Annotated in this window: 13 protein-coding genes; 8 read left to right on the forward strand and 5 right to left on the reverse strand. The window is 65.4% G+C overall.

Translation table 11 applies throughout. The features are described 5' to 3' along the window. Nucleotides 1–344: 344 nt before the first annotated feature. A complete protein-coding gene (locus JQ627_RS11775) occupies nucleotides 345–1,004 on the forward strand; it encodes a hydrolase (protein ID WP_212484372.1) in 660 nt (219 codons plus the stop codon). A 136-nt stretch (nucleotides 1,005–1,140) separates the two neighbouring features. Here JQ627_RS11775 and JQ627_RS11780 read toward each other — a convergent pair whose 3' ends face one another. Beyond that, the gene (locus tag JQ627_RS11780) at nucleotides 1,141–2,271 is read right to left on the reverse strand and encodes a hypothetical protein (RefSeq protein WP_212484373.1); all 1,131 of its coding nucleotides are present in this window, start codon (nucleotides 2,269–2,271) and stop codon (nucleotides 1,141–1,143) included. A 377-nt stretch (nucleotides 2,272–2,648) separates the two neighbouring features. On the opposite strand from JQ627_RS11780, the gene JQ627_RS11785 reads away from it, so the two are divergent. The 3 genes from JQ627_RS11785 (at nucleotide 2,649) to JQ627_RS11795 (ending at nucleotide 5,623) form a co-directional block, all read left to right on the forward strand. After that, the gene (locus JQ627_RS11785; protein WP_249143036.1) at nucleotides 2,649–4,139 is read left to right on the forward strand and encodes an amidohydrolase family protein; all 1,491 of its coding nucleotides are present in this window, start codon (nucleotides 2,649–2,651) and stop codon (nucleotides 4,137–4,139) included. A gap of 4 nt (nucleotides 4,140–4,143) precedes the next feature. Further along, nucleotides 4,144–5,073: a GTP-binding protein gene (locus JQ627_RS11790; RefSeq protein WP_212484375.1), complete on the forward strand. Its 930-nt coding sequence runs from the start codon at nucleotides 4,144–4,146 to the stop codon at nucleotides 5,071–5,073. 121 nt (nucleotides 5,074–5,194) lie between these two features. After that, nucleotides 5,195–5,623, forward strand: a complete 429-nt coding sequence (locus JQ627_RS11795) for a hypothetical protein (RefSeq protein ID WP_212484478.1) — start codon at nucleotides 5,195–5,197, stop codon at nucleotides 5,621–5,623. 29 nt (nucleotides 5,624–5,652) lie between these two features. Here the strand turns inward: JQ627_RS11795 and JQ627_RS11800 are convergent, their stop codons facing one another. Continuing rightward, nucleotides 5,653–6,030, reverse strand: coding sequence for a tautomerase family protein (locus tag JQ627_RS11800; protein WP_212484376.1), 378 nt, complete (start codon nucleotides 6,028–6,030; stop codon nucleotides 5,653–5,655). Between the two features lie 170 nt (nucleotides 6,031–6,200). On the opposite strand from JQ627_RS11800, the gene JQ627_RS11805 reads away from it, so the two are divergent. Next, on the forward strand, nucleotides 6,201–6,800 hold the full coding sequence (locus JQ627_RS11805) for a TetR/AcrR family transcriptional regulator (RefSeq protein ID WP_212484377.1): 600 nt from the start codon (nucleotides 6,201–6,203) through the stop codon (nucleotides 6,798–6,800). Nucleotides 6,801–6,942: 142 nt separating this feature from the next. Here JQ627_RS11805 and JQ627_RS11810 read toward each other — a convergent pair whose 3' ends face one another. The 3 genes from JQ627_RS11810 to JQ627_RS11820 all read right to left on the reverse strand — a co-directional run bounded on the left by JQ627_RS11810 (nucleotide 6,943) and on the right by JQ627_RS11820 (nucleotide 9,342). Further along, nucleotides 6,943–7,416: a hypothetical protein gene (locus tag JQ627_RS11810; protein ID WP_212484378.1), complete on the reverse strand. Its 474-nt coding sequence runs from the start codon at nucleotides 7,414–7,416 to the stop codon at nucleotides 6,943–6,945. An 11-nt stretch (nucleotides 7,417–7,427) separates the two neighbouring features. Then, entirely contained in the window at nucleotides 7,428–7,928 is a 501-nt protein-coding gene (locus JQ627_RS11815) for a hypothetical protein (RefSeq protein ID WP_212484379.1), read from the reverse strand. 199 nt (nucleotides 7,929–8,127) lie between these two features. Further along, on the reverse strand, nucleotides 8,128–9,342 hold the full coding sequence (locus tag JQ627_RS11820; RefSeq protein ID WP_212484380.1) for a sensor domain-containing diguanylate cyclase: 1,215 nt from the start codon (nucleotides 9,340–9,342) through the stop codon (nucleotides 8,128–8,130). A 167-nt stretch (nucleotides 9,343–9,509) separates the two neighbouring features. On the opposite strand from JQ627_RS11820, the gene JQ627_RS11825 reads away from it, so the two are divergent. The 3 genes from JQ627_RS11825 (at nucleotide 9,510) to JQ627_RS11835 (ending at nucleotide 16,739) form a co-directional block, all read left to right on the forward strand. Next, nucleotides 9,510–11,192 (forward strand): methyl-accepting chemotaxis protein, encoded by a 1,683-nt coding sequence (locus JQ627_RS11825; protein ID WP_212484381.1) that lies wholly within the window; start codon nucleotides 9,510–9,512, stop codon nucleotides 11,190–11,192. A 193-nt stretch (nucleotides 11,193–11,385) separates the two neighbouring features. Then, entirely contained in the window at nucleotides 11,386–14,691 is a 3,306-nt protein-coding gene (locus JQ627_RS11830; RefSeq protein WP_212484382.1) for a carboxyl transferase domain-containing protein, read from the forward strand. 203 nt (nucleotides 14,692–14,894) lie between these two features. Beyond that, nucleotides 14,895–16,739 carry a sigma-54-dependent Fis family transcriptional regulator gene (locus tag JQ627_RS11835; protein WP_212484383.1) on the forward strand — a complete coding sequence of 615 codons (1,845 nt, stop codon included), beginning with the start codon at nucleotides 14,895–14,897 and terminating at the stop codon, nucleotides 16,737–16,739. Nucleotides 16,740–16,816 lie beyond the last annotated feature (77 nt).

A 16,816-nucleotide genomic window follows, 5' to 3' on the forward strand; every position in this document is an offset into this window, starting at 1 on the left:
CTGGCTTCGAAGTTGCGTCTCGCATCACTCACCGACGTCCCACGCTAGATCGTCGCTTTCCGCAAGTCGCGATGGCTCGCTGCCGAAGGCGGCTGGCTCTGATCGCGCACTGTCTTCGACCATTGATGAACTTGGTTCAGCACCGAGTGCACGATAACCGGCCTAGTCGGATCGTCGGATCGGGTCCAGATGGCGATCATCCGCTGACGAGCGCGGTCAGGAAAACCCGACATGGCAATGTGGCAGGACACACCTGACACTCCAAAAGCTGCTCGATCGGCGGGTGCCGCACCTGTGCAACGTCGCGACCAGGACGCTGCATCATCCCGAGAAAGAGAACCTGCATGAGCATCAAAGCGATCGCAAAGCCCGCGAGAACACTTCTGAGCCCGAATGATCACGCGTTGATCCTGATCGATCATCAGTCGCAAATGGCATTCAATACCAAGTCGATCGATATCACCATATTGCGTACGAATGTCGCGATTCTCGCTCAGGCGGCGAAGGCTTTCAAAGTCCCGACGATCATCACGACGATTTCGAAGGATACCTTCGCTGGTCCATTGTTCAGTGAAATCACCGATGCCTTTCCGAATGCGGAAGTCGCCGACCGCACGACCTCGAACGGCTGGGAGGACGAGGATCTCATCCGCCGCGTCAACGCCGTCGGCAGGGACCGCCTTGTCATGTGCGGTCTTTGGACCTCCGTATGTTGCAATGGCCCCGTGTTGTCGGCGCTCGAGCAGGGCTATGAAGTCTATGTCGTTACGGATGCGTGCGGTGACTGCACGATCGAGGCGCACGAACGGGCGGTCGAGCGCATGATCCAGGCCGGTGCGCGTCCGATGACGTCGCTGGGTTATCTGCTGGAACTGCAGCGGGACTGGGCGCGTCTGGAGACCTACGACCTCACCGTCGGCATCGCCAAGCAGTACGGTGGCCCCTTCGGCGTCGGCCTCCAGTATGCCAAAGCGATGTTCCAAAGCCACGTCGACAAGGCTTGAACTCGCACAATCCCGATCGCGCAGACAAGGTTGATCCATCCCCTTTGGCGTCAAATGAACGGCGCTCGCATCCGCTGCGAGGATGCGAGCGCGTGCCGATCGGGCTGCGATGGACCGCGGTAGATATCATTCCAACTCACAGCGCTTCGAGCGCCTCGCGCGACGGAGCGATCGGCAGCCAGTCCGGGATGCGGCGCTTGGCGAGCCAGTAGGGCCGCCACAGCGACGTCCAGTGTCCGCGGTCGAGCGGTGCCGTGCCCCAGTCGTATTGCCTCATGTCGATGTGCGACAGATCGTGCTTGTGAAGCCATTGGCGAGCGGCCCACCACAATTCGCGCGAGGCCTCGACATTGCCGGGCCCTTTGAGCTCGACGAGGTTCGGCAGCGGATCGCGAAAGCGGCGGGCAATCCGCAACGTCGCGACCCTCTCGCCGTCCTTGCGGACGCTCCAGAGCCGCGACTGATTGTGTGCGAGGCTGTTGCCAAAGGTTCTGAGGCAATTCCGCATCGCCTTCGCCTCTGCGGCGATGGCGGAAGTCGAATCCAGCGGCATGAATTCGTAGCTCGCCATCCGGCCGGGCCGCAGCCACATGTCGGCGATCGGCAGGCGGCCGAGGTTGGCGTGCAGGGCAACGACCGTTCGCCAATCGTTTGCGGCCGAACGTGCGGCATCGATGCGCAGATCGGGGGTCCACGGACGCTCGATCAGATCGTGCCCCAATGTGGCGGGCTGAGACGAAAACCACGCCCAGAGACAGAGCTGCCGCAACCGCGCAGTTTTCACACGCTGCGGCTCGCGGACGAACTCGCGCGCGACCCACGCCGCCATCGGCTCATGCGCGAGCGCGGCGGCGTCAGCGAGCAGCTGAAGCCATGCCGGCGCCAGCTTCGGAGAGCGCGGCAGGTGGTTGGCGATTTGCCGGCGAAACAGTTCACCGTCGGGCAATCGCGGGATCGGGCGCTCGAACGCTTCGGGAGGAAGCTTGCGCAGCCACATGGGTAGATCCGCAAATGCGGCGACCTGCGCGAGGGCGGCGCCATCGATCACGCACGCAATGGCGCGCGCGGGATCGAGCCGGGCTCGCGGAACGGCCAGCGCGAAGAGCAGCGCGGGAAAGCTCGCGGCGAGATCGGCCAGGCGCGGGTGCCGCGCGGCCCGGGCACGTACAGCACCCTGGCAACGTGGATGGTATCGCCGAAGCCTGCGTTCAAGCAGGTCGGAATGACCGGCCACCTGACGAGGGGCCGGCAGGAGATTGGATGTCATGACAATAGGTTCGCGATCGCGCGCCGACAGGCCGCGGCAGATTCGATGTGATGCCGAACGTTGTGGTCTCACCCGGGAATCGATCCCGGGCGGGGCGCGTCAAATATCGCGCGTCGAACCCGGGAAGCGTGCAGTCGTAGACATGGTCGCCTCCAAAACTGAAATTACGGGCATCCAATAGCTTGGCATTTGCGACTATGCAACCCGAGACTGCACCCCGCCTGCGCGTTTCAGGCAATAGCCTTGCGACGATATGCATGCTGCATCGGCATCAGCGGCGGTAGTCGTTCCCTCCAAAATCTGCACTATGCGCTCCGCGCCTCCGGAGCTGCTGCCGGGTCTTCGGAGGTTCTGGCAATAGCATGCGGAGTGACGACATGAGCGGCTTGGTGATCTCTGGCGGACGGGTGGTGGATCCCGCAAGCGGGATGGATGCCATTGGCGATGTGGCGGTGGTGGACGGCAAGATCGCGGCGGTCGGCACGGGCCTCGGCGGCGCCGAGCGGGAGATCGACGCGACCGGGCTCGTGGTCGCGCCCGGCTTCATCGATCTGCACGCGCACGGCCAGTCGATCCCGGCCGACCGCATGCAGGCGTTCGACGGCGTGACGACGACACTCGATCTCGAGGCCGGCGTGCTGCCGGTCGGGTCCTGGTATGAGCGCCAGGCGCGGAAGGGGCGCGTGCTCAACTACGGCGCTGCCACTAACTGGGCCTTTGCGCGCATCGGCGCGATGACCGGCTCGAATGCGGAGAGCTCGCTGGAGGCGTTCGGCAACGCCATGCGCGACCGCCGCTGGATGGACAACGTGGCGAGCGATGCGGAGGTCGCCGGCATCCTCGAGCGTCTCGCGCGCGGCCTGAACGAGGGCGGCATCGGCATCGGCATCTTGAACGCCTACGCGCCGGGCGCCGGCGTGCAGGAGCTGACGGCGGTCTGCCAGCTTGCCGCCAGGCAGGACGTGCCGACCTTCACCCACGTCGCCTACATGTCGCGCGTCGACCCTGAAAGTGCGGCGGAAGCCTATATCCGCCTGATAGGTTATGCCGGCGCCACCGGCGCACACATGCACATCTGCCATTTCAACTCGTCGAGCAAGACCGACATCGAGCGCTGCCGCGTGCTGGTCGAAAAGGCGCAGGCGCAGGGCCTGCCGATCACGGTCGAAGCCTATCCCTACGGTACCGGCTCGACCGTGCTGGCGGCGGCCTTTTTCAGTGACCCGGAGTTCGTCGAGCGCAACGGCACGGGGTACGATTCCGTCCAGCGCGTGACCGACGGTCACCGCTTCCGCGATCGCGAGGAGCTGCTGAAGGCGCAGGCCGAAGAGCCGTCCTCGCTGGTGCTCTGGCACATCCTCGACACCGAGAACAATGCGCATCATCGCGATCTGCTCGACATGTCGGTGCTCTATCCCGGCGGCGCGATTGCGTCAGATGCGATGCCGTGGACGACGTCGGACGGCAAGACCTACACCGGCGATGCCTGGCCGCTGCCGGATGACGCCACCTCGCATCCGCGCTCGGCTGGCTGCTTCACGAAGTTCATCCGCGAATGGGTGCGCGAGCGCAAATCCGTGTCGCTGCTGGAAGGCGTGCGCAAATGCGCGCTGATCCCGGCGGAGATCCTGTCGCAAAGCACGCCCGCGATGCGCGCCAAGGGCCGCCTCGCCAAGGACGCCGATGCCGACATCGTCGTGCTCGACTACGAAAAGCTCAGCGACCGCGCGACCTTCACGGCGATGAACCGCCCATCGGAAGGCGTGCGGCATCTGATCGTCAGCGGCCAGCCTCTGATCAGCGATGGCGTGCTGGACGTGGCAGCGCGACCCGGCCGTCCTGTGCGCCGCCCCGTCGTCGAGGGCTGATCCCATGCCGGTCCCCATTCTCCTGGTGACGGGCTTTTTGGGGGCGGGCAAGACGACGGTCGTGAACCGTCTGCTGGCGAACGCGGAGGGACGGCGGATCGCGGCAATCGTCAACGATTTCGGCGCGATCAACATCGACGCGGAGCTGATCGCGGGTGCGAGCGACGGCGTGGTCAGCCTCGCCAATGGTTGCATCTGCTGCTCGCTCGAAGGCGATCTCCTGCGCACGCTCTCGACGCTGCTTCGGCGCGATCTGAAGCCCGAATATATCGTCATCGAGACCAGCGGCGTCGCCGATCCCGCCGACATCGTCCGCAACCTGATGGACCCCGTGATCCTGCGCGAGGCGCCGCTGGAGACGGTGCTCTGCGTGATGGATGCGGCGGCATCGACGGCTGCCCTGGATGATGCGCTCCACCGTTCGCAATTGCGCGTCGCCGATATCGTGGCGCTGAGCAAGCTGGATCTGGCGGATGAGGGGGCCGGCGCGCGGATGCGCGAGGCCATCCGCGCGCAGCGCGTCCCTGCCGTGGTGGTCGATGCGAAACACGGCGAGATTCCGTCCGCGCTGCTGTTTCCCGCGAATGTCGACCGCGCGCCCACGCCGCGCGAGCCAGGGCCGCGACGGCCGTCCGAGGAGCGCTTCGAGACGCTGAGCTGGGCCTCGGACCAGCCGCTGTCGCTGCCGCGCCTGCAACAGGCGATCGGCCATCTTGCGCCAAAGCTTGCGCGTGCAAAAGGCCTGTTCGAGACCGTCGAGCAACCCGGGCGCCAGATGGTGTTTCAGTTCGCGGCCGGCCGTGCGACGCTCGCGCCGGGCGATGCACCGGCGCAAGGCGTGCCGCGATCGCGGATCGTCTTCATCGCCGAGCTTGGCGTGCTCTCAAGGGCTGAGCTCGAGGGGATCATGGCGGCGTGTGTTGCACGTGAATAGCGTGTGTCATCGATGTGCGCCGAACGAAATGCAGCATTGCCGTAACGCTGCGAGCCGCGTCTTCCAAAAGACAAAAATGCGCCAGAGTTTTCGATCCGCTTGATCATGGAGTGAAATGAGAATGAATCGATCAATCGGAGCTGCACTGCTCGCCGTTGCGCTGGCCTGGCCGCTCGATGCTACGATCCTGATGTCATCGGCGAGTGCGGAGCCGGTTGCCTCAGTCACCGATTTCAGCGCACAGCGGCATGGCGGCGGCGGTCACCGCCCGGGTGGCGGTCATCGTCCACCCGGCGCTCACCGGCCTCGTCCGCCCGCGGTGCGTCCGCCGATAGCTCACCGCCCGCCGGTCCACCGGCCGCATCGTCCCTGGGCTCGCCCGTCGCGCTATTCCTGGCGTCCCGGCGGCGCAATCGCCGCGGGTGCCGCGCTCGGCTTCGTCGCGGCAGCGACCGCCGCGGCTTGGGCCGGACAGCCGCCGGCGTCGAACCTGTGCTGGTACTACACCGACTTCACGCGAACCCAGGGCTTCTGGGATACGTGTCCGTAAGCTCGAACCAGCCGAATCAGGTCACGGCCTCACGCAAACTGCGCGATGCCGTGGCCGACGGACCAGTTCTCCGCGGGCGCATCGAGCACATTCACGAACACGTCCTCGGGCCGGATGCCCGGGTTTTCGCCGAGCAGCTCCGCGATCCGCCGGTACAGCGCCTTCTTCTGCTCAGGGGTGCGCGAAGCGAACACGGTGATCTGGATCAGCACGGCGTCGTCGCTGCGCTTGACGCCATAGGCATTGCCGCAGCGGAAGTTCGAGGCGTCATGCTCGCTGATGGTCATGAACTCGTCGCCCTCGGGCACGTTCAGCGCCTCGCGCATGGCGCGGTACAAACCATCGAGGATCGCCTGCCGGTAGGCTTCCGGTTTGCCGGCGCGCATCGAGACGTGAAGGAGAGGCATGAGCTGGTCCCTTTTGGCATGCGAGCCTGATCGGCCAGAGCGCACGCAAGCGCCGGCGGTTGGGCCCATTGACGGAACGGGCTATCAATTCCAATTAGTTTTTGACACGATGTCGAGAAAACACGTTATTGACATCGTGTCAAATATTTTTGCGGGCAAAGGAGCAGGATTTGAGGCCGCGCGAATTCGACCACGACGATGTCCTGCGCATCGCGTTCGACCAGTTTTGGCGCAAGGGCGTGCGCGGCACGTCGCTGTCGGACATCGCGCGCGATGCCGGCGTTCAGCGCGGCAGCCTGTACAACGCGTTCGGCAGCAAGGAGGCGCTGTTCCTCCAGGCCTATGAGCGTTATGCGGGCGATTATCTCCTCGCCCTGCAAAAGGCGCTCGGCGCGGGCTCGTTGCGAAAACGCCTCACCACGTTCTTCGAGTTGACCATCACCAACTTCCGCTCGGGCTCGCCGCCACGGGGATGTCCGACCACGCGCGGATTGATGGAGCTCGGCGCGGCCGAAGGAGATGGCTTGGATGAAGACGCGCGTCAGGCTTTTGCGGGCCTCATCTCGCGCATCACCATGCTTGTTCAAGAGACGTTGGCGGCAGGCGCAGAGCGCGGTGAGTTCAATGGCAATCCTGCGGCCGCAGCGCTGCACATCATCACGGTGACGCGCGGCCTTGGAGTGCTCGAACGTGCCTTCGGCGACGAGCCGCAGCTGCGCAAGATCGCGGCTCACACCATCGATCTCGTGCTCGGCAAGAAGGGCGGTTAGGTCAGGCCGCAAAACGACGACCCCAGCGGTGGTGATCCCTGGGGCCGTCTGGAGGTTTTATGGAGGGCATCGAGCACTGCGTCTCCATGGCGATGTTGATAGCGCAAGGTCGCTTGAGATGCGACTAGAACCCATCAAAGCGTCAGCACAAGGCGAGCGCGTTGACCGCGCGCGTCGTCGCGATCTCGTTCTCGTTGCCGACGAACTGGCAAACGACAGACTCGAGTTCGCCCGGCTGCTTGCTTCGCGCGACCGCCAACAGTCGCATCAATTCCGCCTCGTCCTTCGACAGGCGCCGGCACGACGGCGGCATGAAGCACAGTTCGCACGGCCGGCCGCTGCGCAGGATCCTGACGAGCGCGGCGGCGCGCGCCACCAGCAGCGGACTGTCGGCGATGCCCGGCGCCTCGTCGGCGAAGCGATAGGCCGCTTCCCAGCAGTCGGAGGCGCCGGTCGCATAGGCCGCTCCGATGAACCGGAACAGCGACAGCGCGACGCGGGAAAATTCATCGTAGCTCTCGACGCATGGACGCGTCGCAAGCGCGGCCTGGAGCGGACAGAGCGGCGACTGGCCGGCTTCCTGGACTGGCGCAGAACCGCACGTATCGTGGAGCATGAATGGTCTCGTCAGTGCAGCGTGGGACTTCCGACCAGCCAGCTCTTCATCATCATCGTCCGGTCACGGTCGAAAGATTGAACGTGTCGATCGGGCAGGATGAGGCCAGCCATGCGGAAGATCGTTGCAAGCCCTCGCACCGGTGCGAGCGCCCAATCGGCACCGACCGGCGGCAACCAGCTCTCGAACTGTTCGCGCGCGACATCGATGCGCTCCTGCTGTGCCGCGGCGATGGCGTGCAGGATTCCGTGCTCGCTATCGGACATCTTCGGACAGGTAGGGCAATGAACCTCGATGGCCGTATGCGCCGTGCACGCAAAGATCTCGATGATGGATTCCAGCGAAGGTACGGCGTCGCCGACGCGGAAATGGTCGTACACTTGCTGGATATCGGCCGCGGTCGGAACCGCGGTCCCGCTGCGTGCCTTGGCCCGAAATCCCCAGATGAAGAGCCGCTCCGCGGCGCACAGCGCGGGAAGGTCGAGCGTCCTGGTGTGTGTCGATTGATGCATGGAGCCTCCAACTGTTGGCTGCGCGCACGCCCCGGCCGGCGCAAAAAGATTTGCGCCGATCGTTCGGTCAGGGGCTCGCGCAAGTCAACGCCGCGAAGGCCGATATCGAGGTCTTCTAGAAGCGCGCGGCACATTGGAAGCTCCCTGTTTGGAGCTATTCCAAAACAGACACGAAATGTCGACGAATTCTAAAGTGTGCTCACACGAATGCGACGTCGACGCGGGTGTCCCTCTTGGACACCATCCGGCAGGCCCGCGACAGGCCGTCGCTGGCAATCGCCAGCTTGAACTGATCGGGCACGTCGGCGGTTGAGATCACCTCGATCGTCGCTTCGTCCTCGGAGAGCGCACGCACGGTGCAGTCGAAGGTCGAGCGGCCCGAGTTGAAGGTGATCTGGCCGGCCTTGAACACGCGCCGGCGTGCCGGCGAGATCGAGGGCGCGGGATCGACCCAGGCGATAGTCTGGTTGCGGCCCGCGTTTTTGGCCGAGTACATTGCGAGATCGGCGTTGCGCAGGGCGTCGTCAAAATGCTGGCCGCTGAGCAGTGAGGCAGCGCCGAAGCTGCAGGTGACGGGGACCGGTCCGCACGGCGTATCAATTGCTTGGCCTGCAATGGCCACGCGCGTCTTTTCGATCGCGGCCATGCCGCTGGCGAGGTCCGTGTGCGGCAGCAGGATGGCGAATTCTTCGCCGCCGATGCGGCCGACGATGTCGGAGCCGCGCAACGAGCGGCGGCAGGTCGCGATGACCGACGACAGCACGGCATCGCCGACGGCATGACCGTAACGGTCGTTGACTCCCTTGAAGTGATCGACGTCGAGCACCGCGAGCGTCAGCTTGTGGCCGTGCCTGTTGGCCAGCGACGCAAGACGTTCAGCTTCGGCGCGGAAGGCGCGGCGCGACAACGCTCCGGTCAGGTTGTCCTGCATGCTGAGATTGCGCAGCAGCAATTCGTCGACGGCGACTGCGGCGAGATCGGCGAGGATGCCGAGCGCCTCGGCATCGAACTGGCGCGGTGTGGCGTCCATGATGCAGAGCGTGCCGATATTAACACCGGAGATCTTGAGCTGCACGCCGGCATAAAAGCGGATGAAGGGGCGTTCGCGCACGAAGATATTGTCGGCGACGCGCGGATCTTCATGGGTGTCGGGAATGACCAGCGGAGTGTCCTGCTCGATGGCGAGGCTGCATAGCGCCGGACGGCGATCGGTCTCGCGATCGGCCATGCCGACCTCGGCCTTGAACCACTGCCGGTGTCCGTCGATCAGCGTCAGCGTCGACATCTGCACGCCGAAGATCCGCTTGCACAGCGCCGTCAAACGATCGAACGCGGGCTCGCGCGGCGTGTCGAGGATGTCGAGCTGGGCGAGAGTGTCGAGGCGGCGGGCTTCTGTGGCGGCGTTGATTGGCATTTGTCTGGCTCCCTTGCCGCAGTTTTGCGCGAGCGGATTAACGCCAAATTGAGCCGCGCCCGATTCCGGATAGTTTTGCGGGCGATCGAGAACCGGGATGCTTAAAGCTTTGCTAAGGGAGGCGGGATAAAATGGCATATCAGCCCCGCCAAAATTTGCGAGCACCGATGTTTTTCTCCCGCATCAGTTTCAAGCTGGTCCTGATTGTCGGTATCAGCCTCCTCGGCATGATCGCTCTGGCGCCGATCGCGCTCTCGACCCTGCGCGCGCAGATGATCGCCGACCGCCAGGCCAAGACGCAGCACATGGTCGATGTCGGCTACGGCATTCTCGCCCACTATCAGAAGCTCGAGAGCGATGGAAAGCTGCCACGCGAACAGGCGCAGGCCGCGGCGATCGCAGCGATCAAGAGCCTGCGTTATGACAAGGTCGAGTATTTCTGGATCAACGACATGGCCCCCAAGATGGTCATGCACCCGATCAAGCCCGAGCTCGACGGCAAGGATCTCTCCGGCATGAAGGACCCCGCCGGCAACGCGCTGTTCATGGGCTTCGTTGACGTCGTCAACAAGCAGGGCGCTGGCTTCTACGGCTATCTCTGGCCGAAGCCCGGCTTCGAGCAGCCGGTCGGGAAAATCTCCTATGTGAAGGGCTTTGCGCCCTGGGGATGGATCATCGGTACCGGCATTTATCTCGATGACGTCGACGCCGTTTTTCGCCAGAACGCGATGACTTTCGCCTATATATGTCTGGCCGTTCTAGTCCTGGTGCTCGCCTGCTCCTTCGTGATCGGCCGCAGCGTGACCCGGCCGCTCGCGAAAATCACCACGCTGACCGAGCGGCTCGCCGCCGGCGACAGCGCGTTCGAGGTGCCCTACACCGGCCGCAGCGACGAGGTCGGCGGGCTCGCCAAGGCGCTCGCCGTGTTCAAGGACAATGCGTCGGCGGTGGGCCGCATGCATGCCGAGCAGCAGGAAACGAAGCAGAGGGTCGACGACGAGAAACGCAAGACGATGGCTGATCTCGCCGGCAAGTTCGAGGCGAGCGTCCAGGCCGTCGTCCGCGACGTCTTCAACGAGGCGCGCGCGATGCAGCAGGCCGCGCAAGGCATGTCGGAGACCGCGAACAAGGCGACCGACCGCGCAAGCTTCGTCGCGACCGCCTGCCAGCAGGCGTCGAGCAATGTGCAGACGGTGGCGTCCGCCGCCGGTCAGCTGTCGTCCTCGATCACAGAGATCAGCCAGCGAGTCGCACAGGCTGCAAGCGTGGCCGACAAGGCCGCCGCGGACGGTCAGCGCACCAACGACACCGTGCAGGGGCTGGCCGCCGCCGCGCACAAGATCGGCGAGGTCATCGACCTCATCAACCAGATCGCCTCGCAGACCAACCTGCTCGCGCTCAACGCCACCATCGAGGCGGCGCGCGCGGGCGAGGCGGGCAAGGGATTTGCCGTGGTCGCGAGCGAGGTGAAATCGCTGGCGAGCCAGACCGCGAAGGCGACCGACGAGATCGGCGCGCAGATCACCGCGATCCAGGCCGAGACCAGCCAGGTCGTCGGCAACATCGAGAGCATCCGCAAGACCATCATGGAGGTCAACGAGATCTCCTCGTCGATCGCCGCCGCGGTCGAGGAGCAGGGCGCCGCGACGCAGGCGATCGCGCATAGTGTGCAGGAGGCGGCCTCCGGCACCGACCAGGTCTCGCAAAACATCTCCGGCGTCACCGATGCGACGGCCGAGACCGGCCAGGCCGCAGGCCTCGTGCTGCAATCGAGTGGCCGGCTGTCGCAGAAGCTGCAATCGCTGGAGAACGAGGTCAGTGCCTTCGTTGCGGGCGTGCGGGCGGCCTGACATCGCGCTCATACGATCTGCCGTGGCGCGGATTATCCGCATCGTCACGACGCGCGCGGGCAATTGATATTCCGGCCCGCGGGACCGGTCACCACGACCGGCTTTCCCGCCCTTGACGGCTGCGGCTAAAGTGAAGAAGCAGGATCATCGAACCTGCCGACCCGCGCATTGCTGCGCGGCATGGAGACGCCGCATGTCGTTCAAGAAGCTCCTGATCGCCAACCGGGGCGAGATCGCCATCCGCATCGCGCGTGCGGCGGCCGACGCCGGCATCGCGACGGTCGCGATCCATCCCGCGGATGACGCACTCTCGCTGCACGTGCGTGTTGCCGACGCGGCGGTCGAGATTCCCGGTCGCGGCGCGCGGGCCTATCTCGACATCGAGGCCGTGGTGACGGCGGCGAAGAGCGCCGGCTGCGATGCCGTGCATCCCGGCTATGGCTTTCTCAGCGAGAACGCCGCATTCGCCAAGGCCTGCGCTGACGCAGGCATCACCTTCGTCGGGCCAAAGGTGACGGCGCTTGAACTGTTCGGCGACAAGGTCGCAGCACGGCAGCTGGCGAGGCGCTGCGGCGTGCCGATCATCGCCGGCACCAGCGGACCGTCGAGCCTCGAGGAGATTTCGGCATTCTTCGGATCGCTCGGTAGCAACGCCGCGATCGTGATCAAGGCGATGGCCGGTGGCGGCGGCCGCGGCATGCGCGTGGTCGAGAATGCGTCCGATCTCGCTGAGGCCTGTGCACGCTGTCAGTCCGAAGCCAAGGCTGCGTTCGGCTTCGACGGTGTCTATGCCGAGCGCCTGATCCGGCAGGCACGCCATATCGAGGTCCAGATCATCGGCGACCGCCATGGCGCGATCTCTCATCTCTGGGAGCGCGAATGCACCATCCAGCGCCGCCACCAGAAGCTGGTCGAGGTGGCGCCGAGCCCGTCGTTGAGCGAGCCCTTGCGCGGCCGCATCATCGAGGCGGCGAAGCAGCTCGCGACGGCGGCAGCCTACGACAATCTTGGCACCTTCGAGTTCCTGGTCGACGGCACCGCCGAGGACAGCTTTGCCTTCATCGAGGCGAATCCGCGGCTCCAGGTCGAGCATACCGTGACGGAAGAGGTGCTCGGCCTCGACCTCGTCCGCGCCCAGCTCGCGGTTGCTGCAGGCGCGACGCTGGCCTCGCTTGGCTTGGCGCAGGGCTCGATTCCGAAGCCGCGCGGCTACGCCATGCAGCTCCGCGTCAACATGGAAACGCTGGACGAGGCGGGCGCCACGCATCCGACCGGCGGCGTGCTCGCCGTGTTCGAGCCACCGTCGGGGCCCGGCGTGCGCGTCGATAGTTTTGGCTACGCCGGCTACAAGACCAGTGCCGCCTTCGACTCGCTACTTGCAAAAGTCATCGTGCATACGCCGGGCGAAGCCTGGCACGACGTTGTGGCAAAAGCCTCGCGCGCCTTGCGTGAGTTCAGGATCGACGGCGTCGTCACCAACATCGCCTTCCTCCAGGCTGTGCTTGCGCATCCCGATTTCAGGACCAACCGCATTGCGACCGATTTCATCGATCGCAACATCGCAAAGCTCGTCGACGCGGCCGATGGCGCTGCCAAGCCGCTCTATTTCGCCGCGACCGAACGAAGCGCCGGCCAAGGCGCAGAGGCGCACGCCGCGCAAGCAGTGCCCGAAGGCACGGTGATGGTCGCGGCGCCCTTGCAGGGAACCATCGTCACCATCCAGGTGAAGGAGGGCGAGATCGTGCGCCCCGGCCAGCAGCTCGCCGTGATCGAATCCATGAAGATGGAGCATCTGGTCATGGCCGAGCAGGGTGGCCGCGTGATGAAGCTGGTCGCCGCCGATGGCGTTACCCTGATGCATGGCGAACCGATCATGTATCTGGAGCCGCTCGACGTCGCTGCCGATGCATCGGCAGCGGAAGCCGATGTCGATCTCGACCACATCCGTCCTGATCTTGCCGAGCTGATCGCACGCCAGGCCAATACGCTCGATGCGAACCGGCCGGCCTCGGTCGAGCGCCGCCGCAACACCAACCAGCGCACCGCCCGCGAGAACGTCGCCCAGCTTGTCGACGACGGCTCGTTCATGGAGTACGGCAGCCTCGCCATTGCGGCGCAGCGGCGTCGGCGCAAGGTCGACGATCTCATCAAGAACACGCCGGCCGACGGCCTCGTCATGGGCGTCGCCACAGTGAATGCCGAGAAATTCGGCCTCGAGGGAGCGCGCTGCATCGTCGTGGCCTATGACTACACCGTGCTCGCGGGCACGCAGGGCCACATGAACCACAAGAAGATCGACCGCATGCTGACGCTGGCGGAAGACTGGCGTGTGCCCTTGGTGTTTTACGCCGAGGGCGGCGGCGGCCGGCCGGGCGATACCGACCGGCTCGGCATGACTGGCCTCGACGGCCCGTCATTCGTGCAATTCGCGAAGCTCTCCGGCCTCGTGCCTGTTATCGGCGTGGTCTCCGGCTATTGCTTTGCCGGCAACGCCGCGATGCTCGGCTGCTGCGATGTCATCATTGCCACCAAGAACGCCTCGATCGGCATGGGCGGCCCGGCGATGATTGAAGGCGGCGGGCTCGGCGTCTATCACCCGGCCGAGGTCGGCCCGGTCTCGTTCCAGTCGCCCAACGGCGTCATCGATATCGTCGTCGAGGACGAGGAAGAGGCGACATCCGTCGCGCAAAAATACCTGTCCTATTTCCAGGGCGCGGTGAAAGACTGGCAAGCCGCCGACCAGCGCCTGCTCCGCCGCGCCATCCCCGAGAACCGCCTGCGCGTCTACGACATCCGCAGCGTGATCGATCTCGTCGCGGACAAGGACAGCGTGCTGGAGCTTCGCCGCGACTACGGCGTCGGCATGATCACCGCGCTGATCCGCATCGAAGGAAAGCCGTTCGGCCTGATCGCCAATAATCCGCGCCATCTCGGCGGTGCCATCGATGCCGATGCCGGCGACAAGGCCGCGCGTTTCCTCCAGCTCTGCGATGCCTTCGACCTGCCGATCGTCTCGCTCTGCGACACGCCCGGCTTCATGGTTGGCCCGGAAGCCGAGAAGACCGCGATCGTGCGGCACGTCTCGCGCATGTTCGTGACAGGCGCGAGTCTCACCGTGCCGCTGTTCGGCATCGTGCTGCGCAAGGGCTATGGTCTCGGCGCGCAGTCGATGATCGGCGGCGGCTTCCATGCCTCCTTCTTTACGGCGGCCTGGCCGACCGGCGAGTTCGGCGGCATGGGCCTGGAAGGCTATGTCCGCCTCGGCTTCCGCAAGGAGATGGAGGCCATCGCCGACCCCGAAGAGCGCGAGACCTATTACCGGAACAAGGTCGCCGAGCTCTACGCCAACGGCAAGGCGGTCTCGATCGCCTCCGTGTTCGAGATCGACAACGTCATCGACCCCTCCGAGACGCGGCGGTGGATCATGGCGGGGGTGCGCTCGGTGCCGAAGCCCCCGGCAAGGACGGAGAAGAAGCGGCCCTGCATTGATACGTGGTGAGGGCAGTGCAGCAATTCAGAGCCGCTTGAGGCAATCCGCATCCACGTTCTCTCGCACACGCGGCAAAGGCGTGGATGGCCTGGACGAAGCCCGGCCATGGCGACACTGGGGCATCGCGCCATATACCTGCTCCCGGTTCCCGATTGACATCCCCGCCCGTGCTGCCAGACTTTGCACAATAATACAGGGTGGAGACGTCCGCGATGGCCAGCCTGTCGGCATCGAACCATGTCGCCCGTGTCTTGTCCGTCGCCAATCACGTGGCCGACGTCGATGCCTCTTCGCGGATTGCCAATTCGTGGCGGCGCTGCCTGATCAGCCACAAGCTCGATCCCGCCCGTCAGGGCCCGCCGCAGACGCTGACCGAGTCCGAGATCCGCCACGTCGCCGAGCCCTTGGAGGAGACGATCCGGCTGCTCACGCCGGAGCTCGACGATCTCGCCCGCGTGCTGCGCGACGCCGGCTACTGCGTCAATCTCGCTGATGCGAACGCGACCATGCTGTTCAGCCGTCTGCCCGGCGAAGCCGATGCGCGGATGTTCATGGACTGGAAGATCTACACCGGCTCGAACTTTGCCGAGGCCTTCGAGGGTACAAACGGGCTCGGCACCGCGCTCGCCGAGGAGAAGCCGATCCTGGTGCATCGCGACGAGCATTTTCGTGCGCAATGGCACATGTTCTCCTGCGCCGTGGCGCCGCTGTTCGACCAGGCAGGTCGGCTCGCCGGCGCCATCAACATCACCTCCTGCCGCGAGGACCTGGAGCGCGCCGCGCATCAGCTCGCGCTCGCGGTGACGATGGAGGCGACGCGGCGGATGGAGGGCGCGATCTTCCGCGGCCATTTCCGCAACGCCTGGATCGCGACCGTGCCGGGCGACGGTGGCAGCGGCCTGCTCGCTTATGACGACGACCGCCGCATCGTCGGCGCCTGCCGCTCGGCGCGCGCGTTGCTCGGCCTCACCGACGGCCTGATTGCATCGGGCATCGACCTGTCGCGCTACATCAAGTTCGATCATTCGCGCAACACGGAAGTGATCGTCGAGCTGCGTCGTGCCGACGGCAGTCCATTGGGCCAGGGCCATGTCGCGCCGCCGCTGCGCGCGAAGTCGCATGCGCCGCGCCGCGATGGGCCGGTCGATCGTTTCGACGCGCTGCACCGGCTCGCCGGCCGCGATCCCGGCCTGGTCAAGAGCGTGAAGCGGCTGAGGAGCATCGGCGATCACAATCTGCCGGTGCTGCTGCATGGCGAGACCGGCGTCGGCAAGGACGTGTTCGCGCGCGCGATTCACGCCGCCACCAACCGTGTGCGCAACAATTATGTCGCGCTGAACTGCGCGGCGATGCCGGAGAGCCTGATCGATGCCGAGCTGTTCGGCTATGAGGCCGGCGCCTTCACCGGCGCGCGCCGCGACGGCTCAAAGGGTCTGATCGTGCAGGCCGACGGCGGCACGCTGTTCCTCGACGAGATCGGCGACATGCCGATCGCGCTGCAGACCCGCCTCTTGCGCGTGCTCGAGAACCGCGAGGTCTGGCCGCTCGGCGCGCTCAAGCCGGTTCCCGTCGATATCCGCCTGATCAGCGCCACCCATCGCGATCTCGGCCGCATGGCGGAGGAGGGCGCCTTCCGCGCCGATCTCTACTTCCGCCTGCGCGGCATGGAGGTACGCCTGCCTGCGTTGCGTGAGCGCGCCGACCGGGATGACATCATCCGCCAGATCGCGCGCGAGGAGGCGCCGGACTGCCGCCTGTCGGACGAGGCCTGGGCGTTGCTGGAGGCCTATTCCTATCCCGGCAACATGCGCCAGCTCCGCCACGTGCTGCGGCTCGCGGGGTGCACTGCGGAGAACGGCGTCATCGCCGACACCGACCTCGATCTTCCGCCATTCGGCGGAAGGGCGGCGGAGCCTGATCTGGAAGCGGCTGAACGCGCCACGATCATCGAGACCCTGCGCAAGCATGGTGGCCGCGTCACTGAAGCTGCGCGCGTGCTGAAACTCAGCCGCGCCACGCTCTATCGCAAGATCAAGCAATTGAAGATCTCATTCTAGCGAGTTCGCGGACTTCCGCCGGAACCCGACTGTGCTCGACTCTCCTGGATCGGTTCCAGGCGGCAAACACGCCGCCG

This window comes from Bradyrhizobium liaoningense, assembly GCF_018130785.1.
In the GTDB taxonomy this organism is placed as follows: Bacteria; Pseudomonadota; Alphaproteobacteria; order Rhizobiales; family Xanthobacteraceae; genus Bradyrhizobium; species Bradyrhizobium liaoningense_A.

Bases quoted from the DNA above. Each gene is read 5' to 3' on its own strand.
- JQ627_RS11775 (WP_212484372.1), top strand. From the start codon at position 345: ATGAGCATCAAAGCGATCGCAAAGCCCGCGAGAACACTTCTGAGCCCG.
- JQ627_RS11780 (WP_212484373.1), bottom strand. From the start codon at position 2,271: ATGACATCCAATCTCCTGCCGGCCCCTCGTCAGGTGGCCGGTCATTCC.
- JQ627_RS11785 (WP_249143036.1), top strand. From the start codon at position 2,649: ATGAGCGGCTTGGTGATCTCTGGCGGACGGGTGGTGGATCCCGCAAGC.
- JQ627_RS11790 (WP_212484375.1), top strand. From the start codon at position 4,144: ATGCCGGTCCCCATTCTCCTGGTGACGGGCTTTTTGGGGGCGGGCAAG.
- JQ627_RS11795 (WP_212484478.1), top strand. From the start codon at position 5,195: ATGAATCGATCAATCGGAGCTGCACTGCTCGCCGTTGCGCTGGCCTGG.
- JQ627_RS11800 (WP_212484376.1), bottom strand. From the start codon at position 6,030: ATGCCTCTCCTTCACGTCTCGATGCGCGCCGGCAAACCGGAAGCCTAC.
- JQ627_RS11810 (WP_212484378.1), bottom strand. From the start codon at position 7,416: ATGCTCCACGATACGTGCGGTTCTGCGCCAGTCCAGGAAGCCGGCCAG.
- JQ627_RS11815 (WP_212484379.1), bottom strand. From the start codon at position 7,928: ATGCATCAATCGACACACACCAGGACGCTCGACCTTCCCGCGCTGTGC.
- JQ627_RS11820 (WP_212484380.1), bottom strand. From the start codon at position 9,342: ATGCCAATCAACGCCGCCACAGAAGCCCGCCGCCTCGACACTCTCGCC.
- JQ627_RS11825 (WP_212484381.1), top strand. From the start codon at position 9,510: ATGTTTTTCTCCCGCATCAGTTTCAAGCTGGTCCTGATTGTCGGTATC.
- JQ627_RS11830 (WP_212484382.1), top strand. From the start codon at position 11,386: ATGTCGTTCAAGAAGCTCCTGATCGCCAACCGGGGCGAGATCGCCATC.
- JQ627_RS11835 (WP_212484383.1), top strand. From the start codon at position 14,895: ATGGCCAGCCTGTCGGCATCGAACCATGTCGCCCGTGTCTTGTCCGTC.